This is a genomic window from Paraplanobispora takensis (assembly GCF_016863195.1).
Classification (GTDB): Bacteria; Actinomycetota; Actinomycetes; order Streptosporangiales; family Streptosporangiaceae; genus Planobispora; species Planobispora takensis.
Genome location: NZ_BOOK01000040.1, coordinates 93,495 through 109,736, shown reverse-complemented (window position 1 = coordinate 109,736; position 16,242 = coordinate 93,495). Strand labels below are relative to the sequence as shown.

Genomic DNA, 16,242 nt, shown 5'->3' with positions numbered 1-16,242 from the left:
CCGGGAGAGGTGTCCGTTTTGATGAAAATTCTCTTCTCCTGAGCTATAAGCGGCGCCCTTCCGGATAAGGAACGGCCGGAAGCGAACGCCGCACGGAGGGAGACGTCACTGTGACGGACGTGTCGAGCAAGGGCCCGCAGCCGGGCGACGAGCGCCCGGTGCTGACCAACCGGCAGGGACACCCGGTCTACGACAACCAGAACCAGCGCACGGTGGGCGCCCGGGGCCCTGCCACGCTGGAGAACTACCAGTTCCTGGAGAAGATCAGCCACTTCGACCGCGAGCGCATCCCCGAGCGGGTGGTCCACGCCCGGGGCGCGACCGCCTACGGCTACTTCGAGGCCACCGGCATGCTGGGCGATGAGCCGATCAGCCGCTACACCCGGGCGAAGCTGTTCCAGGAGGCGGGCAAGCGCACCGACGTGGCCCTGCGCTTCTCCACCGTGATCGGCGGCCGGGACTCCTCGGAGGCGGCGCGGGACCCGCGCGGGTTCGCGGTGAAGTTCTACACCGAGGACGGCAACTGGGACCTGGTCGGCAACAACCTGGCCGTCTTCTTCATCAGGGACGCCATCAAGTTCCCGGATGTGATCCACGCCCTCAAGCCCGACCCGGTGACGTTCCGCCAGGAGCCCAACCGGATCTTCGACTTCATGTCGCAGACGCCCGAGGCCATGCACATGCTGGTCAACCTGTTCAGCCCGCGCGGCATCCCCGCCGACTACCGGCACCAGCAGGGGTTCGGGGTCAACACCTACAAGTGGGTCAACGAGCAGGGCGAGACCCACCTGGTGAAGTACCACTGGATGCCCAAGCAGGGCGTGCGGAGCATGACGGCCGCGGACGCGGCGGCCGTGCAGGCGGGCGACCTCGGGCACGCCACCAAGGACCTGCGCGACGCCATCGACCGCGGCGACTATCCCGAGTGGGAGCTGCTGGTCCAGATCATGACCGACGAGGAGCACCCCGAGCTGGACTTCGACCCGCTGGACGACACCAAGGTCTGGCCCGAGGACCGGTTCCCGGCCCGGTCGGTCGGCAGGCTCGTCCTGGACCGGAACGTCGGGAACAACTTCGCCGAGAACGAGCAGATCTCCTTCGGCACCGGCGTCCTGGTCGACGGCCTGGACTTCTCCGACGACAAGATGCTGGTCGGCCGTACCTTCTCCTACAGCGACACCCAGCGCTACCGGGTCGGCCCCAACTATCTCCAGCTCCCGGTGAACCGGGCCAAGAACGCCGACGTGCGCACCAACCAGCGCGACGGCCAGATGACCTACTTCGTGGACGGCGCTGGGGAGAACCCGCACGTCAACTACGAGCCCTCGATCACCGGCGGTCTGCGCGAGGGCCGGTACCCCACGCACGACGAGCAGGGACCGGTGATCAACGGGCGGCTCACCCGCAAGCGCATCCCGCGCACCAACGACTACAAGCAGGCCGGGCAGCGCTTCCGGCTGATGGAGCAGTGGGAGCGCGACGACCTCGTGCACAACTTCGTCACGCTCCTGTCGCAGTGCGAGCGGCCCATCCAGGAGCGCATGGTCTGGCACTTCCTGCTGGTGGAGGACGAGCTCGGGCTGCGCGTCGGGGAGGGCCTGGGCATCGGCCCGGAGGACGTCGCCCACCTGGAGCCGCTGGCCAGCCAGGACCTCACCGACGAGGACCGCGAGCGCCTGTCCCGGCTGGGCAAGAACGGGCCGCGCGACGTCACCGGCCTGAAGATGACCCACTGCGTGCCCAACGAGCGGGCCGTGATGACCTCGTGAGCGGTTGAGCGGGCGGCGGGGCCGCCCGTCCCGGCGCCCGTGCGGTGGACCACACCGCGCGGGCGCCGGCGTTTCCGCGCTCCGGTGGCCTCACCCGTGACGTCTCTCCCCATGCGGCCTCGCCGGTGACGTCCCTCGTCGTACACCTCGCATGTCCTCCTGTCCTGACAGCAAGTCATAACTCGTCTTGACGGGAAGCGGTTCTCCGGAAAACGTGGATTCAACCGCCCCTATCGGGGAAGTCGGGTGCTCCCAGCACGACTGATCCGCCGGGAACGGCGGCCCTGCGGCGCTCTCTCCGCGACGGCCCCCGCGCCGAGATCGAGCCCCCGGCGGGCTGGGTGGACGAGGTGGAGGAGAGGACGACCATGCCCAGACGCCTGGTGGACGCGCGCCGTACCGCGAAGGTGAGAGGCGGCGCCGCGAGAGGCCGGTCGGGCCGCGCCGCGACGGCGGTCCTGGCCGCCGCGCTGGCCGCCACCCTCGCCGCGTGCGGCGGGGTCGGCTCGGGCGGCGGGGCCGGGGGAGGGGACGGCACGACGGGAAGTCAGTCGTCGCTGACCACCATGGGCTTCGGCCTGCCGGACGAGATCGCCACCGTCCGCGTCGACGCGTTCAAGAAGGCGCGCCCCGACGTCGCCCTGCGGATCAACGAGGGGCAGTTCGACGAGCAGGCGTTCCTGTCGGCGGTGGCCAGCGGCAACGCGCCGGACGTCGTCTACCTCAGCCGCGACCGCATCGGCAGCTACGCGGCGCGCGGGGCGATCCAGCCGCTGGACGGCTGCGTCTCCGAGCAGAACATCCCGACCGGGGACTTCTATCCGGCCGCGCAGCAGCAGGTGAAGTACGACGGCAAGTGGTACGGCATCCCGGAGTTCTACAACTCGATCGTCCTGGTGGTGAACAACAAGGCGGCCAAGGACGCGGGAGTCGACCCGGCCGCCGTGGACACCTCCGACTGGGACGGGCTGGCGAAGCTGGCCGAGAAGATGACGCGGACCGACGGCGGGAAGATCGAGCGCTTCGGCTTCTATCCCAAGCTCCCGGAGTTCCTCCCGCTGTGGGCCAAGGCCAACGGCGCCGACATCCTGTCGGCCGACGGGCGCGTCTCGAAGCTGAACGACCCGAAGGTCGCCGAGGCGCTGGACTACGCGAGCCGCCTGGTGGAGTCGCAGGGCGGCTGGACCAAGCTCAAGGCCTTCACCGAGACCTTCGACTACTTCGGCGAGGGCAACCCGTTCGTCAAGGACCAGATCGGCGCGATGCTCACCGAGCAGTTCGTGGTCACCGCGATGGCCGGGACCACGCCGGACGCCGACATCACCGTGCTGCCGTTCAAGGACCGGCAGGGCAACCCGGTCAACAACGTGGGCGGCAACGCCTGGGTGATCCCGAAGGGGGCCAAGAACCCCGACGCCGCGTGCACGTGGATCAAGACCATGACCGCGGCCGACACCTGGGTCGCGGCGGCGCGGGCCCGGGCGGACAAGCGCGCCAAGGAGGGCAAGGCCTACACCGGCACCTACACCGGCAACGCCGAGGCCGATGAGGTGATCTTCTCCGAGCTGGTGAAGCCGAGCGGGAAGAAGGCGTTCGACGACGCGGTCAAGGTGATCCGCTCGGTGCAGGAGGCGGGCTTCGTGGTGCCGCAGTCCGCCGCGGCGGCGGAGTTCAAGAAGGCCTGGGAGGACGCGGGCACCAGGGTGCTGCAGGGCTCCCAGAACGCCGCCGAATCCCTGGCCCGGGCGCACACCGAGGCGCAGAAGGCCATCGACGAGGCGACGTCGTGACCCGCGCGCCGTACGACGCCGTCGTCGTCGTGACGGACGGGATCGGCGGGCTGTCGTGAAGAAGGGCGCCGAGGAGAGGACCTCAGGAGAGAAGGGCGCCGCGGAGAAGGGCGCTGCGAGCGGCGCCGCCGGGGGAGAGGCCGTCGCGGGGAAGGCCGCCGCAGAGGGCGGGAGACGGGCCGGGCGGGCCGGGAGGGTGCGGCCCGAGACCCGCTGGGCGTACGTCTTCCTGCTGCCGTGGCTCATCGGCCTGGTCCTCTTCCAGGCCGGGCCGATGCTCGCCAGCCTGGCGCTGTCGTTCACCGACTACGACCTGATCGGCGCCCCGGAGTTCGCCGGGACGGCCAACTACGCGCGGATGACGGAGGACCCCAAGGTCGCCCGCGCGATCGGCAACACCGTCGTCTACACGCTGCTGCACGTGCCGCTGGCGATCATCCTGGCGCTCGCGCTGGCGCTGGTGCTGAACCGGATCACCGGCCGCGCGGCCGGGGCGTTCCGGACGATCTTCTATCTGCCCTCCATGACGCCCTACGTCGCGGTGGGCGTGCTCTTCCTGTTCCTGCTCAACGGGCAGGCGGGGATGGTCAACGCCTTCCTCGCCCTGTTCGGGGTCGAGGGGCCGCAGTGGACCACCGACCCCGACTGGATCCTGATGGGCATCGTGCTGATGTCGCTGTGGAACCTGGGCTCGACGACGATCATCCTGTTCGCGGCCCTGCGCAACGTGCCGCGTGAGCTGAGCGAGGCCGCGATGATCGACGGGGCGGGGGCGTGGCAGCGCTTCCGCGCGGTGACCCTGCCGATGATCAGCTCGGCGCTCTTCTTCGTGGTGATCATCAACACGATCAGCTCGCTGCAGATGTTCGACCAGGTCTACACGATGTTCTTCGGCAACCAGATCGCCCAGCAGTCCTACGGCGACGCGGCGCTGTTCTACGTGATCTATCTCTTCCAGCAGGCCTTCCAGTTCCTGCACATGGGCTACGCCTCGGCGCTGGCCTGGGTGCTGTTCGTCGTGATCGCGATCATCACGCTGATCCAGGTGAAGGTGGGCAACCGGCTGGTCTACTACGAGGCCGAGGAGCACGCCGGATGACGACCACCGAACCGATCACCTCCGCGGGCCGGCCGGGGAGTGAGCGGGCGGCGCGGGACCCGGCCCCCGACCCGGCGGGCCGGGGGACCGGGAAGGTCTTCTTCCTCACCGTCCTGGCCGCCGCCTCGGTGATCTTCCTCTATCCGTTCGTCTGGCTGGTGGTCGCCTCGCTCAAGCCCCGCGACCGGACGTTCACCGACCCGTTCCTGCCCTGGCCGGTCCCCTTCCGGCCGGAGAACTACGTGGCCGTCTGGGACGCGGCCCCCATGCTGACCTGGCTCGTCAACACGGTGGTCGTGGGCGTCGCGGCCGCGCTGACGGTCACGCTGTCCAGCGCCTTCGTGGCCTTCGGCTTCGCCTACTTCCGCTTCCCCGGCCGGGGGATCGTCTTCGGCAGCGTGCTGGCGACGATGATGCTGCCGGCGGCGGTGACCCTCGTGCCGACCTTCCTGATCTGGAACGCCGCGGGGCTGACCGGCACGCAGGTGCCGCTGTGGGCGGGCAACCTGTTCGGGTCGGCGTTCTACATCTTCCTGCTGCGCCAGTTCCTGCTCGGTGTGCCGCGCTACGTCTTCGAGGCCGCGCGCGTCGACGGCGCGTCGTACTTCGACCTGTTCTGGCGGATCGCGCTGCCGCTGTCGCGCCCGGCGCTGATCATCGCCTTCGTCTTCGAGCTCAAGGCGAGCTGGTTCGACCTGATGAAGCCGCTGATCTATCTGCAGGACCCGGCGCTCTACACGCTGCCGCGCGGCCTGAAGGCCGTGGTCGACCAGTTCTACCAGGGCGGCGACCCCAAGTGGGAGATCGTCCTGGCGGCGAGCGTGGTGACCACGCTCCCGCTGATCGTGATCTTCTTCCTCGGCCAGCGCTACTTCGTCCAGGGCATCGCCACCACCGGCCGCCGCTGACGGCCGCCTGAACGCGACGCCCGGAAGACGCCCGGAGCGTGGGGCGCGGAAGACGCCCGGAGCGGGGGCCCGGAGAACGCGCGGGGCCGCCTCCCCGAAAAGGGAGGCGGCCCCGGGTGTGCGGGGGACGGAGACTCAGGCGGCGCTGATCGCGTCGAGCAGGTCACCGACCGGCCGGTCCGGCAGCGCCCTGGCCACGTCGGCCAGCGCCACGATCCCGACCAGCTTGTGGCCGTCGATCACCGGCAGCCTGCGCACCTGGTGCGAGGCCATCGTCCGGAGGATCTCCGCGGCGTCGTCGTCGGCGCCGATGGTCACGGCCTCACCCTGGGCCAGCTCGCCGGCCAGGCAGGTGTTCGGGTCCTTGCCCTGGGCGAGCACCTTGACCACGATGTCGCGGTCGGTCAGCATGCCCTTCAGCCGGTCGTCCGTGCCGCAGATGGGCAGGGACCCCACCCCCAGGCGCGCCATCTTCCTGGCCGCGTCGAGAACCGTCTCGTCGGCGTTCACGCATTCCGCGTTCGACGTCATGATGTCGCGTGCGGTCGGCATTCTCGCTCCTTTCGGTGGTTGTGGACTTCTGCGGCTGCCCGCGGAAGACGGGACGAAACCGATCGGGCATGAACCGGGATAACCGGGAAACGGGAGGTGTATGGGGACCACCGCATTGATCGTTGTGGACATGCTGAATCCGTACGACCACCAGGACGCCGAGCCGCTGATCGAGAGCGCGGAGCGGATGGTGGGGCCGCTGGCCGACCTCGTCGAGCGGGCGCGCGGGAGACCGGACGTCGAGCTGATCTACGTCAACGACAACCACGGCGACTTCGCGGCGACCCGGCAGGACATCGAGGAGGCGGCGCTGCGGGGCCGGCGGCCCGACCTGGTGCGGCCGGTGCTGCCCCCGCCCGGCAGCGCCTTCCTGGCCAAGGTGCGTCACAGCGCCTTCTACGGCACCTCCCTGGAGTACCTGCTGCGCCGGCAGGAGGTGGAGACGGTCATCCTGACCGGCCAGGTGACCGAGCAGTGCATCCTGTACAGCGCGCTCGACGCCTACACCCGGCACTTCGCGATCCGCGTCCCGCACGACTGCGTGGCGCACATCCACGCCGACCTCTCCGAGGCCGCGCTGCGGATGATGGAGCGGAACATGGGGGCGGAGATCGTCGCCGGGAAGCAGTGCCTGGAGGGCTGACCAGCGGTGATCGAATGAACCGTTTGCCCGGTGGGGCAGGGGGTAGCGAGCGGCGTGTCAGAAATATCGCGATTACGGCGTTATGTTCCCGAGCGCCAGGATCTCCGGGTCCGCTGGCGGCTTTCGGTCACCGAATTCCTCTTCACCCCCCTGCTCATGGTCCTGGGGTCGGTCGCGCTCGCGGTGGGGGCGGTCCTGATCGACCTGTCCTCGCCCGATTGGCCGGCCGGGCTCCGCGGGACCTTCGTACGGCTCTTCCCGCACGAGAACCTCGTCAGCACGCTGCGGGTGATCGCCACCGGCCTGGTGACGGTCACCACCCTCACCCTGTCGGCGCTGATGGTGGCGATCTCGCACACCGCCACGACCGTCGCCCCCGTGGTGTTCGACCAGTTCCTGCGGCGCAGGGCCAACCAGGCCTACTTCGGCTACGTGGCGGGCTGCGCCACCTACACCTACCTGGTGATGGCCGTCATGCGCCCGCACTGGGCCGGGGTGGGGGCGCTGCTGGCGCTGGTCCTGGCCGCCGGGGCGCTGGTCCTGCTGGTCTTCATGGGGTACGTCATGATCGACCAGATGCGTCCCACCTCCGTGGTGCGCTCGATCCAGGAGCTCGCCTTCCGGGCCCGGCTGCGCCAGCTCCCCCTGCTGGCGCGCTCGCGCACCGGGCCCCGGCTCACCGGGGACTCCGTCCCGGTGACCACCCAGGCGACCGGCTACGTGGTCGACATCAGCACCGCCCGCCTGCAGGAGCTGCTGGCCCCCACCGGCGAGGAGGTCGAGGTCGCCTTCCAGGTGCGGATCGGGGACCTGCTGGCCTACGGCGACACCGTCGCGCGCATCCGCGGCGGCACCGAGCAGCAGCGCCGGCACGTCGCCGACCGGGTGCTCGGCTGCGTGACGATCGACCGCATCCGCAACGCCGACGTCGACCCCGACCACGCCGTCGAGCAGCTGGGCAACGTCGCCTGGGCGGCCACCTCCACCCGGCAGAACCCGGACGTCGCCCTGGCCTCCGTCGGCGCCCTGCGCGACCTGTCGGCGCGCTGCGCCGCCGCGGGGGTCCCCGACGCCGAGGTGTACGGCGGGCCGCTGCCGGTGGTCTACGACGACGCCATGCAGCGGCGGATCGTGGCGGCCCTGGTCGACCTCGTGGTGGTCAGCACCTCCTCCCGCCAGCACCAGACCTGCGCCGTGGCGCTGTCCACCCTGGCCGAGATCCTGCCCCAGCTCGACGACCGGGACCGGGACGTGGCGGTCCTGAGCCTGCAGCGGGCGCTGCCGGCCACGCTGTCGCACGTGGCCAGCGTGGAGATGGGCCGCGGCCTGGCCAAGCTGCGCGCCGCCTTCGACGCGATCGGCCGGGAGGAGATGGCCGACCAGGTCCGCGACATGGGCCCCCGGCTGGTGCGGGAGAACGGCCTGGACGAGGGCGACCTCATCGACCATCTCGACGATCTCGACATCACCGGTCCCCGGCCGTTCCGCTATCGCTGAGAGAGGTGTCGCCGAGGGACGTGTCGCGGAAGGACGCGGCGCGGAAGGACGCGGCGCGGAAGGACTCCGCGCGGAAGGACTCTGCGCGGAAGGACTCTGCGCAGAAGGACGCGCCTGCGGGCACCGGGGTGACCGGTGCCCGCAGGCGCGTCCAGGCCGCTCAGCCCTCGACGCCGGTGGCCGTGTGCGCCGCGCCGACCGGCTTGGACTCCGGTGACCCCCGCTGGCGCAGATAGATCGACAGCACCACCATCGACAGCACCGCGAGGAACTCCGACTGCCAGTTCTGCAGGGTGCGGTTCCAGAAGTCGGCCGAGACGACGTACTCGCCCCAGCTGACCGGATCCTGGAGCTGGGACAGCTGCTCGCCGTTGTAGGCCGCCCGGCCCGCCACCGACTGGGCCAGCCACGACAGGGCGAAGATCAGTCCCATCAGCAGGCCGAGGGAGTTGCCGTACAGCTTCAGCCGCGCCCCGCCCGCCTTGGCCCAGGACGGGCTGTCCGGCTCGATGTAGCGGCCGACCTGCTGGTCCTCGTCGCTCTCCCGGCCCTCCTTGCCCGGCTCCTTCGACTCCGGCGAGCCGCGCTGCACCAGCCAGACCGTGGCCAGGATGAACAGCAGGAACTGCAGGTACTCCGACTGCCAGTTCTCGGCCACGTCGACGGCGAAGTCGGAGGAGACGACGTACTCCGCCCAGGAGACCGTCGCCCCGCCCTGCGCCAGCTGCCGCGCGTTGTAGTCCGCGGTGCCCGCCATCGACTGGCCTGCCAGCGAGAGCACGAACAGCACCAGGAAGAACAGGCTCAGCGCGTTGTCCCTGACGAAACGCTTCACGATCCCTCCTAGCGGCCGATCAGGCCGATGGTCAGCACGTAGGCCAGCCCGGTCACGATGACGGCGAGCGTCGTGACGAACATGACACGCATCTCAGCCCCCCACTTCACAGTCGTAGGGCAGCTCGCCGTGCGGGCGGCAGCCCGCCGCCCGCACCAGCCAGCCCTGCGGGAACCGGTGGAGGAAGACCGTGTCGCGCGCCAGCCGTACCTGGGCGTCGTCCCCCCAGACCTGCGCCCCGCGGACCTCGCCGCCCGGCATGACGAGTGTGGTGACGGCCTGCGCGCACGTCTCGCCGCCGGACTCCACACTCTCGGCGGCCCGTGGCGTCAGCAGCGCGCAGGCCTGCTCACCCCGGCCTCCCGATATCGCCGAGTAGAACCGTTCGGCCGCCTGCCCGGCGGCGTCCCCCTCGGCCGATGCGCACCCCGCCAACCCGGTGACCAGGGCCACCGCGGCGGCACACATGATTGGCTTCCTCATCGGCACCTCCTACCCCGGCGGCCGCGAAAGTCACACGGGAGATCGTTGAAGCGTTCTCAGCCCCCGGTGAGTTCGGCGATCAGACGGTCCCAGTCGGCCAGGAACCGGTCCAGGCCGTAGCGGGCGAGCGCGGCGGCGCGGGCGGTCTTGCCGACCTGCCGGGCCAGCTCCGGCTCCCCGACGAAGGCGTCCAGCGCGGCGGTCAGGACGCCCACCCGGGTGGAGACCACGCCCGCCTCCGGCGGCACCGCCTCCACGGCCTCGGTCGCCGCCAGCGCCACCACCGGCATGCCGATCATCATCGCCTCGATCAGCGACAGGCCGAGCGAGGTCCACCGGTAGGGATGCACGTAGACGCGCCGCCGGGCCAGCTCGGCGTGCATCGCCGCCTGCGGCAGGTCCTCGAAGACGCCCACCGGGATGCCCAGGTGGCCGGGCAGGCCGGTGACCTTCATGCCGAACACGTCCAGCGGCGCCTCTTCGGCGAAGCGGGGCAGCAGGTCGGTGCCCGCGACCCGCTCGCGCCGGATCGGCTCGTTGACCACCACGGCGGCCCTGGGGAGCTCGCCGGTGTAGAGGTGGCCGGGGTCGACGACGCCGTGCTCGATCACCCGGGCGGGCGCCCGGCCGCAGTCCCAGAACAGGCTGTTGAAGTGGGTCACGTGGACCACGGGGATGTCCTCGCGCTCGGCCAGCGGGTGCAGGGTGGCCGGGACGTCGCCCTTGGGGGTGTTGTGCTCGACGTAGACGGCGGGCACGTCCTTGCCGGGACGGCGGCCCAGCCACTCGGCGGCCAGCTCTATCTCGTCGGGGCGCTGCAGCACGACCAGGTCCACGTCCTCCTCGCGGAGCCGGTCGGCGGGCACCTCGCGCGCCGCCTGCGGCCACGGGTAGGTCTGCGCCCGCCCGCGTCCGTCGGGGCCCCTGTCCGGGGTGAGCGGGACCAGATAGTCATGGGCGCCGTGCACGAACGACGTCATCCAGGAGCCGTGCACGTGCCAGGCCAGGATCCTCACGACGGCACCTCCCCGGAGACCGCGGCGACGGCGGGGACGGCCGTACCCGGGACGTCGCCGAGCACCAGGGAGACCGCGGCGGCCAGGTCCGGGGCGACCTCGGCGGCGGCGGCGACCTCCTCGGGCAGCGTCACCTCCGTGGGCACCAGGATGCCCCGGGCCCCGGCGGCGCGGGCGGCCTCGACGTCCCTGCCGATGTCGCCGATCACCACGCAGCCGCCGGGATCCACGCCGAGGGTCCGCGCCGCGTGCAGGACGAGGCCGGGGGCGGGCTTGCGGCACCCGCAGCCGTCGGCGTCGCCGTGCGTGCAGACCGCCCACACGTCGAAGGGGCCGAGAAGCTCCTCGACGCGGGCGTTGACCTCCGCCAGCTCCGCCGCGGCGATCAGGCCCCTGGCCACCCCGGACTGGTTGGTGACGATCCCGACCGGCACGCCCGCCCGGCGGACCCGGTCGAGCGCCTCGCGGCTTCCAGGCAGGGGTTTCACCCTGTCTGCCTGGTTGTTGTAAGGAACGTCGTAAATGAGAGTCCCGTCCCTGTCGAAAAGCACCGCCGCGGGCTTTTCCATGTATGGCACATGCACCTCCGGAGCGATTGTTCGCCAATCTGTCCAGCTACCCGGGCATCTTGATGTTAACCATTAAAAAACTACTTAGAGTGACAATCTGCACTACAGAGGCCTCTCTAGCTGCACTTCTACCGGACCGATTGTTTGAGAAGCGCTCCTCTCGGTAGTGATGAGACGTCTGCGGGAGGCGAATGCATGAAATTCCTAGGGTTAAATGCGATTTTTCATGACCCGGCGGCGGCCCTCGTGGTCGACGGCCACGTGGTGGCGGCCGCCGAAGAGGAGAGGTTCAGCCGCCGTAAGCACGGGAAACGTCCTGTTCCCTTCTCCGCGTGGGAGCTGCCCGAGCAGGCCGCGGCCTGGTGCCTGGAACAGGCGGGCCTCGGACCGGAGGACCTCGACGCCGTCGCCTACTCCTACGATCCCGCCCTCGTACGGCCCGGCCAGAAGGGCCTGGACGAGCGCTGGGAGGACCTGCGCACCACCTACGCCCACCGGGCCCCGGCCTTCCTGGCCACCGCCCTGCCCGGTCTGGACCCCGCCCAGGTCCGCTACGTCCCCCACCACGTGGCGCACGCCGCCTCGGCCGGGCTCGCCGCGCCGTACCGCGACTCGGCGGTCCTGGTGTGCGACGGCCGCGGCGAGGCGGTCTCACATCTGGCCGGTCACTACCGCGACGGCGAGCTGACCGTCCTGGCCACCCAGGAGCTGCCGCACTCCCTCGGGCTGATGTACGAGGAGGTCACCGAGCACCTGGGCTTCATGCGCTCCAGCGACGAGTACAAGGTCATGGCGCTGGCCTCCTACGGCGAGCCCCGCTTCCTGGGCGAGCTGCGCGAGCTCATCCACGCCACCGATGACGGCGGGTTCCGCGTCGAGCCGATCGACTGGGGCGGCTACGCCAAGGCCCTTGGCAAGGGCGAGGCATGGTCCTCCGAACACGCCGACCTCGCCGCCAGCGTGCAGAAGCGGCTGGAGGAGGTCCTGCTCGACCTCGCCCGCTGGCTGCACGGGCGCACCGGCGAGCGCTACCTGACCATGGCCGGGGGAGTGGCGCTCAACTGCGTCGCCAACACCCGCCTGCTGGCCGAGGGGCCCTTCGAGGAGATCTGGGTGCAGCCCGCCGCGGGCGACTCCGGGACCGCGCTCGGCGGGGCGCTGCACCTGGCCCAGGCCTTCGGGGAGCCGGCCGCGCCGATGCCCGGCGCCGACCTCGGCCGGGGCTGGACCGACGAGGAGCTGGCCGCCTGGCTGGACGTGGCGCGGGTGCCCTACGAGCGCCCCCGCGACCTGGCCGCCGCGGTCGCCGCCGAGCTGGCCGCCGACCGGATCATCGCCTGGTTCCAGGGGCGCAGCGAGTACGGCCCGCGCGCGCTCGGGCGCCGCTCGCTGCTGGCCCACCCCGGCCGGGCGGACAACACCGAACGGCTCAACGACGTCAAGGGCCGCGAGCAGTTCCGCCCGATCGCCCCGATGGTCCTCGCCGAGCGCGCCGGTGAGATCTTCGAGCGCGGCCCGGTGCCCAGCCCCTACATGCTCTTCGTCCACGACGTGCGGCCGGAGTGGCGCGAGCGCATCCCCGCCGTCGTGCACGTCGACGGCACCGCCAGGATCCAGACGGTGGACCGGGCCGACCATCCGCTGATGGCCAGGACCCTGGAGGAGTTCGAGGCCAGAACCGGGATCCCGGTGGTGGTCAACACCAGCCTCAACACGGCCGGGCGGCCCATGGTCGACGACCCCCGCGACGCCCTGGAGTGCTTCGGGTCGGCCCCGGTGGACGTCCTCGTGCTCGGCCCGTACCTGATCCGGCGGGGGCGGGTGTTCGCATCATGATCACCGTGGTCATCCCGACGATCGGCCGTCCCACGCTCGCCGCGACCCTCGCGGCGCTCGACCCCGGGACCGAGGTCATCGTGGTCGACGACCGCCCCGACACGATCATCGACCCGCTGCACGAGCCCGCGGTTCCGGAGGGCCCGCCCGTGGTGTCCCCCGCGGCGATGGAGGACGACGCCGACCTCCTGGGGGTGGTCGGCGCGGCCGGCGGCCGGGTGCGGATCCTGCGCTCCGGCGGCCGGGGACCCGCCGCCGCCAGGAACACCGGATGGCGCGCGGCCGAGACCCCGTGGGTCGTCTTCCTCGACGACGACGTGATCCCCGAGCCCGGCTGGGACAAGGCCGCCCGCGCCGACCTGGAGGACCTGCCCGCCGAGGTGGGCGGCAGCCAGGGACGCATCGTGGTCCCGCTCCCGCTCGACCGCAGGCCCACCGACGCCGAGCGCAACACCGCCGGCCTGGCGACCGCCGAGTGGATCACCGCGGACATGGCCTACCGCCGCGCCGCGCTGGAGCGGGTCGGCGGGTTCGACGAGCGCTTCCCGCGGGCCTACCGGGAGGACGCCGACCTCGCGCTGCGGGTGCAGGCGGCGGGCTACCGGCTGGTCAGGGGCGAGCGCCTCACCCGGCACCCGGTCCGCGACGACGGGTTCTGGGCCAGCCTGCGCTTCCAGCGCGGCAACGCCGACGACGCGCTGATGCGGCGCGTCCACGGTCCCGGCTGGCGGGCCGCCCTCGGCGGCGCGCCCGGCCGGTTGCGCCGCCACGCGCTCGTCACCGCCTCGGGCCTGCTCGCCATCGGGGCGGGCCTGACGGGCAGGGGACGGGTCGCCGCCGCCGCGGGGACGGCGTGGGCACTGCTCACGGCCGAGTTCGCCTGGGCGCGCATCGCCCCGGGGCCGCGCACGAAGGAGGAGATCCGGCGGATGATCGTCACGAGCGCACTCATTCCGCCGGTGGCCTGTGCGCACCGCCTCCGCGGGGAAATGCGGGTCCGCAGGTGATCGGCACCGTCCTCGTGGCGCGCGTCGACAACGCCGGTGACGTCCTGCTGGCGGGGCCGGCGATCCGGGCGGTGGCCGCCGGGGCGCGGGAGGTCGTGCTCCTGGCGGGGCCGCACGGCCGGGCGGCGGGCGAGCTGCTGCCGGGCGTGTCCCGGGTGCTCGAATGGCGCACGCCGTGGATCGACCCCGAACCGCCCCCGGTGAACGAGGCCCACATCGCGCGCCTCGTCGAGGACGTGCGGCGGCTGGCTCCGGAGCAGGCGCTGATCCTGACCTCCTTCCACCAGTCGCCGCTCCCGCTCGCCCTGCTGCTGCGGCTGGCGGGCGTGCCCAGGATCAGCGCGATCAGCACCGACTACCCCGGTTCGCTGCTCGACGTGCGCCGCGTCGTCGACGAGGACGCGGACGTCCCGGAGGCCGAGCGCATGCTCGGCCTGGCCGCGCAGGCCGGGTTCGGCCTGCCGCCGGGCGACGACGGCCGCCTGGCCGTACGGCGCCCGCTGCCCGAGGTGGGGCACCTGACCGGGCCGCCCGGCTACGTGGTCCTCCACCCCGGCGTGTCGGCGCCCGCCAGGGCCTGGCCCGCCCAGAGCTGGATCAGGCTGGCGGCGGAGTTGTCGGCCGCGGGGGAGCGGGTCGTGGTGACCGGCGGTCCGGGCGAGCGCGAGCTGACCGCGCGGATCGCCGCGGCCGGGGACGCGCCCGACCTGGGCGGCGGCACGACCATGGCGGAGCTGGCGGCGGTGCTCGACGGGGCGGGCGCGGTCGTGGCGGCCAACACCGGCCCCGCGCACCTGGCCGCCGCGGTCGGCACTCCCGTGGTCAGCCTCTTCGCCCCGGTCGTCCCCGCCGCACGCTGGGCGCCGTACGGCGTGCGCTCCGCGGTGCTGGGAGATCAGAACGCCCCGTGCCGGGGCACCCGGGCCAGGGTCTGCCCCGTGCCCGGTCATCCCTGTCTGTCGTCGGTGCCCAGTCAACGGGTCGTCGAGGAGGTCCGTCGCGTGGCCGCACCCAAGGAGGCAGTCGTATGAGGATCGCTCTGGTATCCGAGCACGCCAACCCGCTGGCCGCCGTCGGCGGGGTCGACGCCGGCGGCCAGAACGTGCACGTCGCGGCCCTGGCCTCGGCCCTGGCCGACCGGGGGCACGAGGTCGTGGTCTACACCCGGCGCGACGATCGCGACGTGCCCGACGTCGTGGAGATGCATCCCGGCGTGACGGTAGAGCACGTCCCGGCGGGGCCGGCCGTGCCGGTCTCCAAGGACCTGCTGCTGCCGTACATGCCCGCCTTCGCCGAGCACCTGCGGCGGCGCTGGGCCAGGTGGCGGCCCGACGTCGCGCACGCCCACTTCTGGATGAGCGGCGTGGCCGCGCTCGGGGCCGCGCGCGGCCTCGGGGTGCCGGTGCTGCAGACCTTCCACGCCCTGGGCACGGTCAAGCGCCGCTGGCAGGGGTCGGCCGACACCAGCCCGCGCGAGCGGATCGACATGGAGACCAGGATCGGCCGGCGGGCCCGGGCCGTCGTGGCCACCTGCGGCGACGAGGTGGACGAGCTGCTGGCCATGGGCGTGCCGGGCGAGCGGATCGCGGTCGTGCCGTGCGGAGTCGACCTCGGCCACTTCCGCCCGGACGGTCCCGTCGCCCCCCGCGGGGAGCGGCACCGCATCCTCAGCATCGGCCGCATGGTCCCCCGCAAGGGGATCGGCACGGTCGTGGAGGCCCTGCGCCACCTGCCCGGCACCGAACTGGTCATCGCCGGAGGAGCCCAGGACGACGAGGAGAGCCGGCGCCTGGCCGCCCTGGCCGCCTCGCACGGCCTGTCGGACCGGGTCAGCCTGGTGGGCAGCGTCGGCCGCGCCGGCGTGCCGGCCCTCATGCGCTCGGCCGACGTGGTGGTCACCGTGCCCTGGTACGAGCCGTTCGGCATCGTGCCGGTGGAGGCCATGGCCTGCGGCGTGCCCGTGGTGGCCTCCGCCGTCGGCGGCCACCTCGACACGGTCGCGGGCTGGGGCACGCTGGTCCCGCCCCGCCGTCCGCGCGCCCTGGCCCGGGCGCTGCGCGACCTGCTGGACCGCCCGGACCTGCGGGCCTCCATCGGGGCCGCGGGCGAGCGCCGCGCCAGGAACCTGTACGGCTGGCCCCGGATCGCCGAGCGAACCGAGGCCGTGTATCTCGACGTGATCGCCGGTCGGCGCGATCACGACCGCAACCGCATCATCGTCACGGCCGGAGGCTGAAC

At 72.1% G+C, this 16,242-nt stretch carries 15 protein-coding genes; 10 read left to right on the top strand and 5 right to left on the bottom strand.

Annotation, left to right across the window (positions count from 1 at the left end; all coding sequences use genetic code 11):
• The first annotated feature begins 110 nt into the window (after positions 1-110).
• The 4 genes from Pta02_RS28030 to Pta02_RS28015 all read left to right on the top strand — a co-directional run bounded on the left by Pta02_RS28030 (position 111) and on the right by Pta02_RS28015 (position 5,566).
• Positions 111-1,769, top strand: a complete 1,659-nt coding sequence (locus Pta02_RS28030) for a catalase (RefSeq protein WP_203877948.1) — start codon at positions 111-113, stop codon at positions 1,767-1,769.
• Positions 1,770-2,137: 368 nt separating this feature from the next.
• The gene (locus Pta02_RS28025) at positions 2,138-3,559 is read left to right on the top strand and encodes an extracellular solute-binding protein (RefSeq protein ID WP_203877947.1); all 1,422 of its coding nucleotides are present in this window, start codon (positions 2,138-2,140) and stop codon (positions 3,557-3,559) included.
• 55 nt (positions 3,560-3,614) lie between these two features.
• On the top strand, positions 3,615-4,658 hold the full coding sequence (locus Pta02_RS28020) for a carbohydrate ABC transporter permease (RefSeq protein WP_203877946.1): 1,044 nt from the start codon (positions 3,615-3,617) through the stop codon (positions 4,656-4,658).
• A complete protein-coding gene (locus Pta02_RS28015; protein WP_203877945.1) occupies positions 4,655-5,566 on the top strand; it encodes a carbohydrate ABC transporter permease in 912 nt (303 codons plus the stop codon). Before Pta02_RS28020 ends, Pta02_RS28015 begins: the two co-directional genes overlap by 4 nt.
• Before the next feature lie 135 nt (positions 5,567-5,701).
• On the opposite strand, the gene Pta02_RS28010 is transcribed toward Pta02_RS28015, so the two are convergent.
• A complete protein-coding gene (locus Pta02_RS28010) occupies positions 5,702-6,118 on the bottom strand; it encodes a CBS domain-containing protein (RefSeq protein ID WP_203877944.1) in 417 nt (138 codons plus the stop codon).
• A 100-nt stretch (positions 6,119-6,218) separates the two neighbouring features.
• Here Pta02_RS28010 and Pta02_RS28005 point away from each other — a divergent pair, with 100 nt between their 5' ends.
• Together Pta02_RS28005 and Pta02_RS28000 are read left to right on the top strand one after the other, a co-directional pair.
• Positions 6,219-6,761 carry a cysteine hydrolase family protein gene (locus Pta02_RS28005; RefSeq protein WP_203877943.1) on the top strand — a complete coding sequence of 181 codons (543 nt, stop codon included), beginning with the start codon at positions 6,219-6,221 and terminating at the stop codon, positions 6,759-6,761.
• Between the two features lie 30 nt (positions 6,762-6,791).
• A complete protein-coding gene (locus tag Pta02_RS28000) occupies positions 6,792-8,258 on the top strand; it encodes a DUF2254 family protein (RefSeq protein ID WP_307837506.1) in 1,467 nt (488 codons plus the stop codon).
• A gap of 160 nt (positions 8,259-8,418) precedes the next feature.
• Here the strand turns inward: Pta02_RS28000 and Pta02_RS27995 are convergent, their stop codons facing one another.
• From Pta02_RS27995 to Pta02_RS27980, 4 genes are all read right to left on the bottom strand, one after another.
• Positions 8,419-9,093, bottom strand: a complete 675-nt coding sequence (locus tag Pta02_RS27995) for a DUF6766 family protein (RefSeq protein ID WP_203877941.1) — start codon at positions 9,091-9,093, stop codon at positions 8,419-8,421.
• A gap of 93 nt (positions 9,094-9,186) precedes the next feature.
• On the bottom strand, positions 9,187-9,576 hold the full coding sequence (locus Pta02_RS27990) for a hypothetical protein (RefSeq protein ID WP_203877940.1): 390 nt from the start codon (positions 9,574-9,576) through the stop codon (positions 9,187-9,189).
• A gap of 56 nt (positions 9,577-9,632) precedes the next feature.
• On the bottom strand, positions 9,633-10,592 hold the full coding sequence (locus Pta02_RS27985; RefSeq protein WP_239131276.1) for a glycosyltransferase: 960 nt from the start codon (positions 10,590-10,592) through the stop codon (positions 9,633-9,635).
• Positions 10,589-11,161, bottom strand: a complete 573-nt coding sequence (locus Pta02_RS27980) for a D-glycero-alpha-D-manno-heptose-1,7-bisphosphate 7-phosphatase (RefSeq protein ID WP_203877939.1) — start codon at positions 11,159-11,161, stop codon at positions 10,589-10,591. Before Pta02_RS27980 ends, Pta02_RS27985 begins: the two co-directional genes overlap by 4 nt.
• Before the next feature lie 195 nt (positions 11,162-11,356).
• On the opposite strand from Pta02_RS27980, the gene Pta02_RS27975 reads away from it, so the two are divergent.
• The 4 genes from Pta02_RS27975 to Pta02_RS27960 are packed head-to-tail and all read left to right on the top strand — an operon-like array spanning position 11,357 to position 16,240.
• On the top strand, positions 11,357-12,997 hold the full coding sequence (locus tag Pta02_RS27975) for a carbamoyltransferase family protein (protein WP_203877938.1): 1,641 nt from the start codon (positions 11,357-11,359) through the stop codon (positions 12,995-12,997).
• Positions 12,994-14,004: a glycosyltransferase family 2 protein gene (locus tag Pta02_RS27970; protein ID WP_203877937.1), complete on the top strand. Its 1,011-nt coding sequence runs from the start codon at positions 12,994-12,996 to the stop codon at positions 14,002-14,004. Before Pta02_RS27975 ends, Pta02_RS27970 begins: the two co-directional genes overlap by 4 nt.
• Complete coding sequence (locus Pta02_RS27965) at positions 14,001-15,035, top strand: glycosyltransferase family 9 protein (protein ID WP_203877936.1); 1,035 nt, start codon at positions 14,001-14,003, stop codon at positions 15,033-15,035. Before Pta02_RS27970 ends, Pta02_RS27965 begins: the two co-directional genes overlap by 4 nt.
• Positions 15,032-16,240, top strand: coding sequence for a glycosyltransferase (locus tag Pta02_RS27960; protein ID WP_203877935.1), 1,209 nt, complete (start codon positions 15,032-15,034; stop codon positions 16,238-16,240). Before Pta02_RS27965 ends, Pta02_RS27960 begins: the two co-directional genes overlap by 4 nt.
• Positions 16,241-16,242 lie beyond the last annotated feature (2 nt).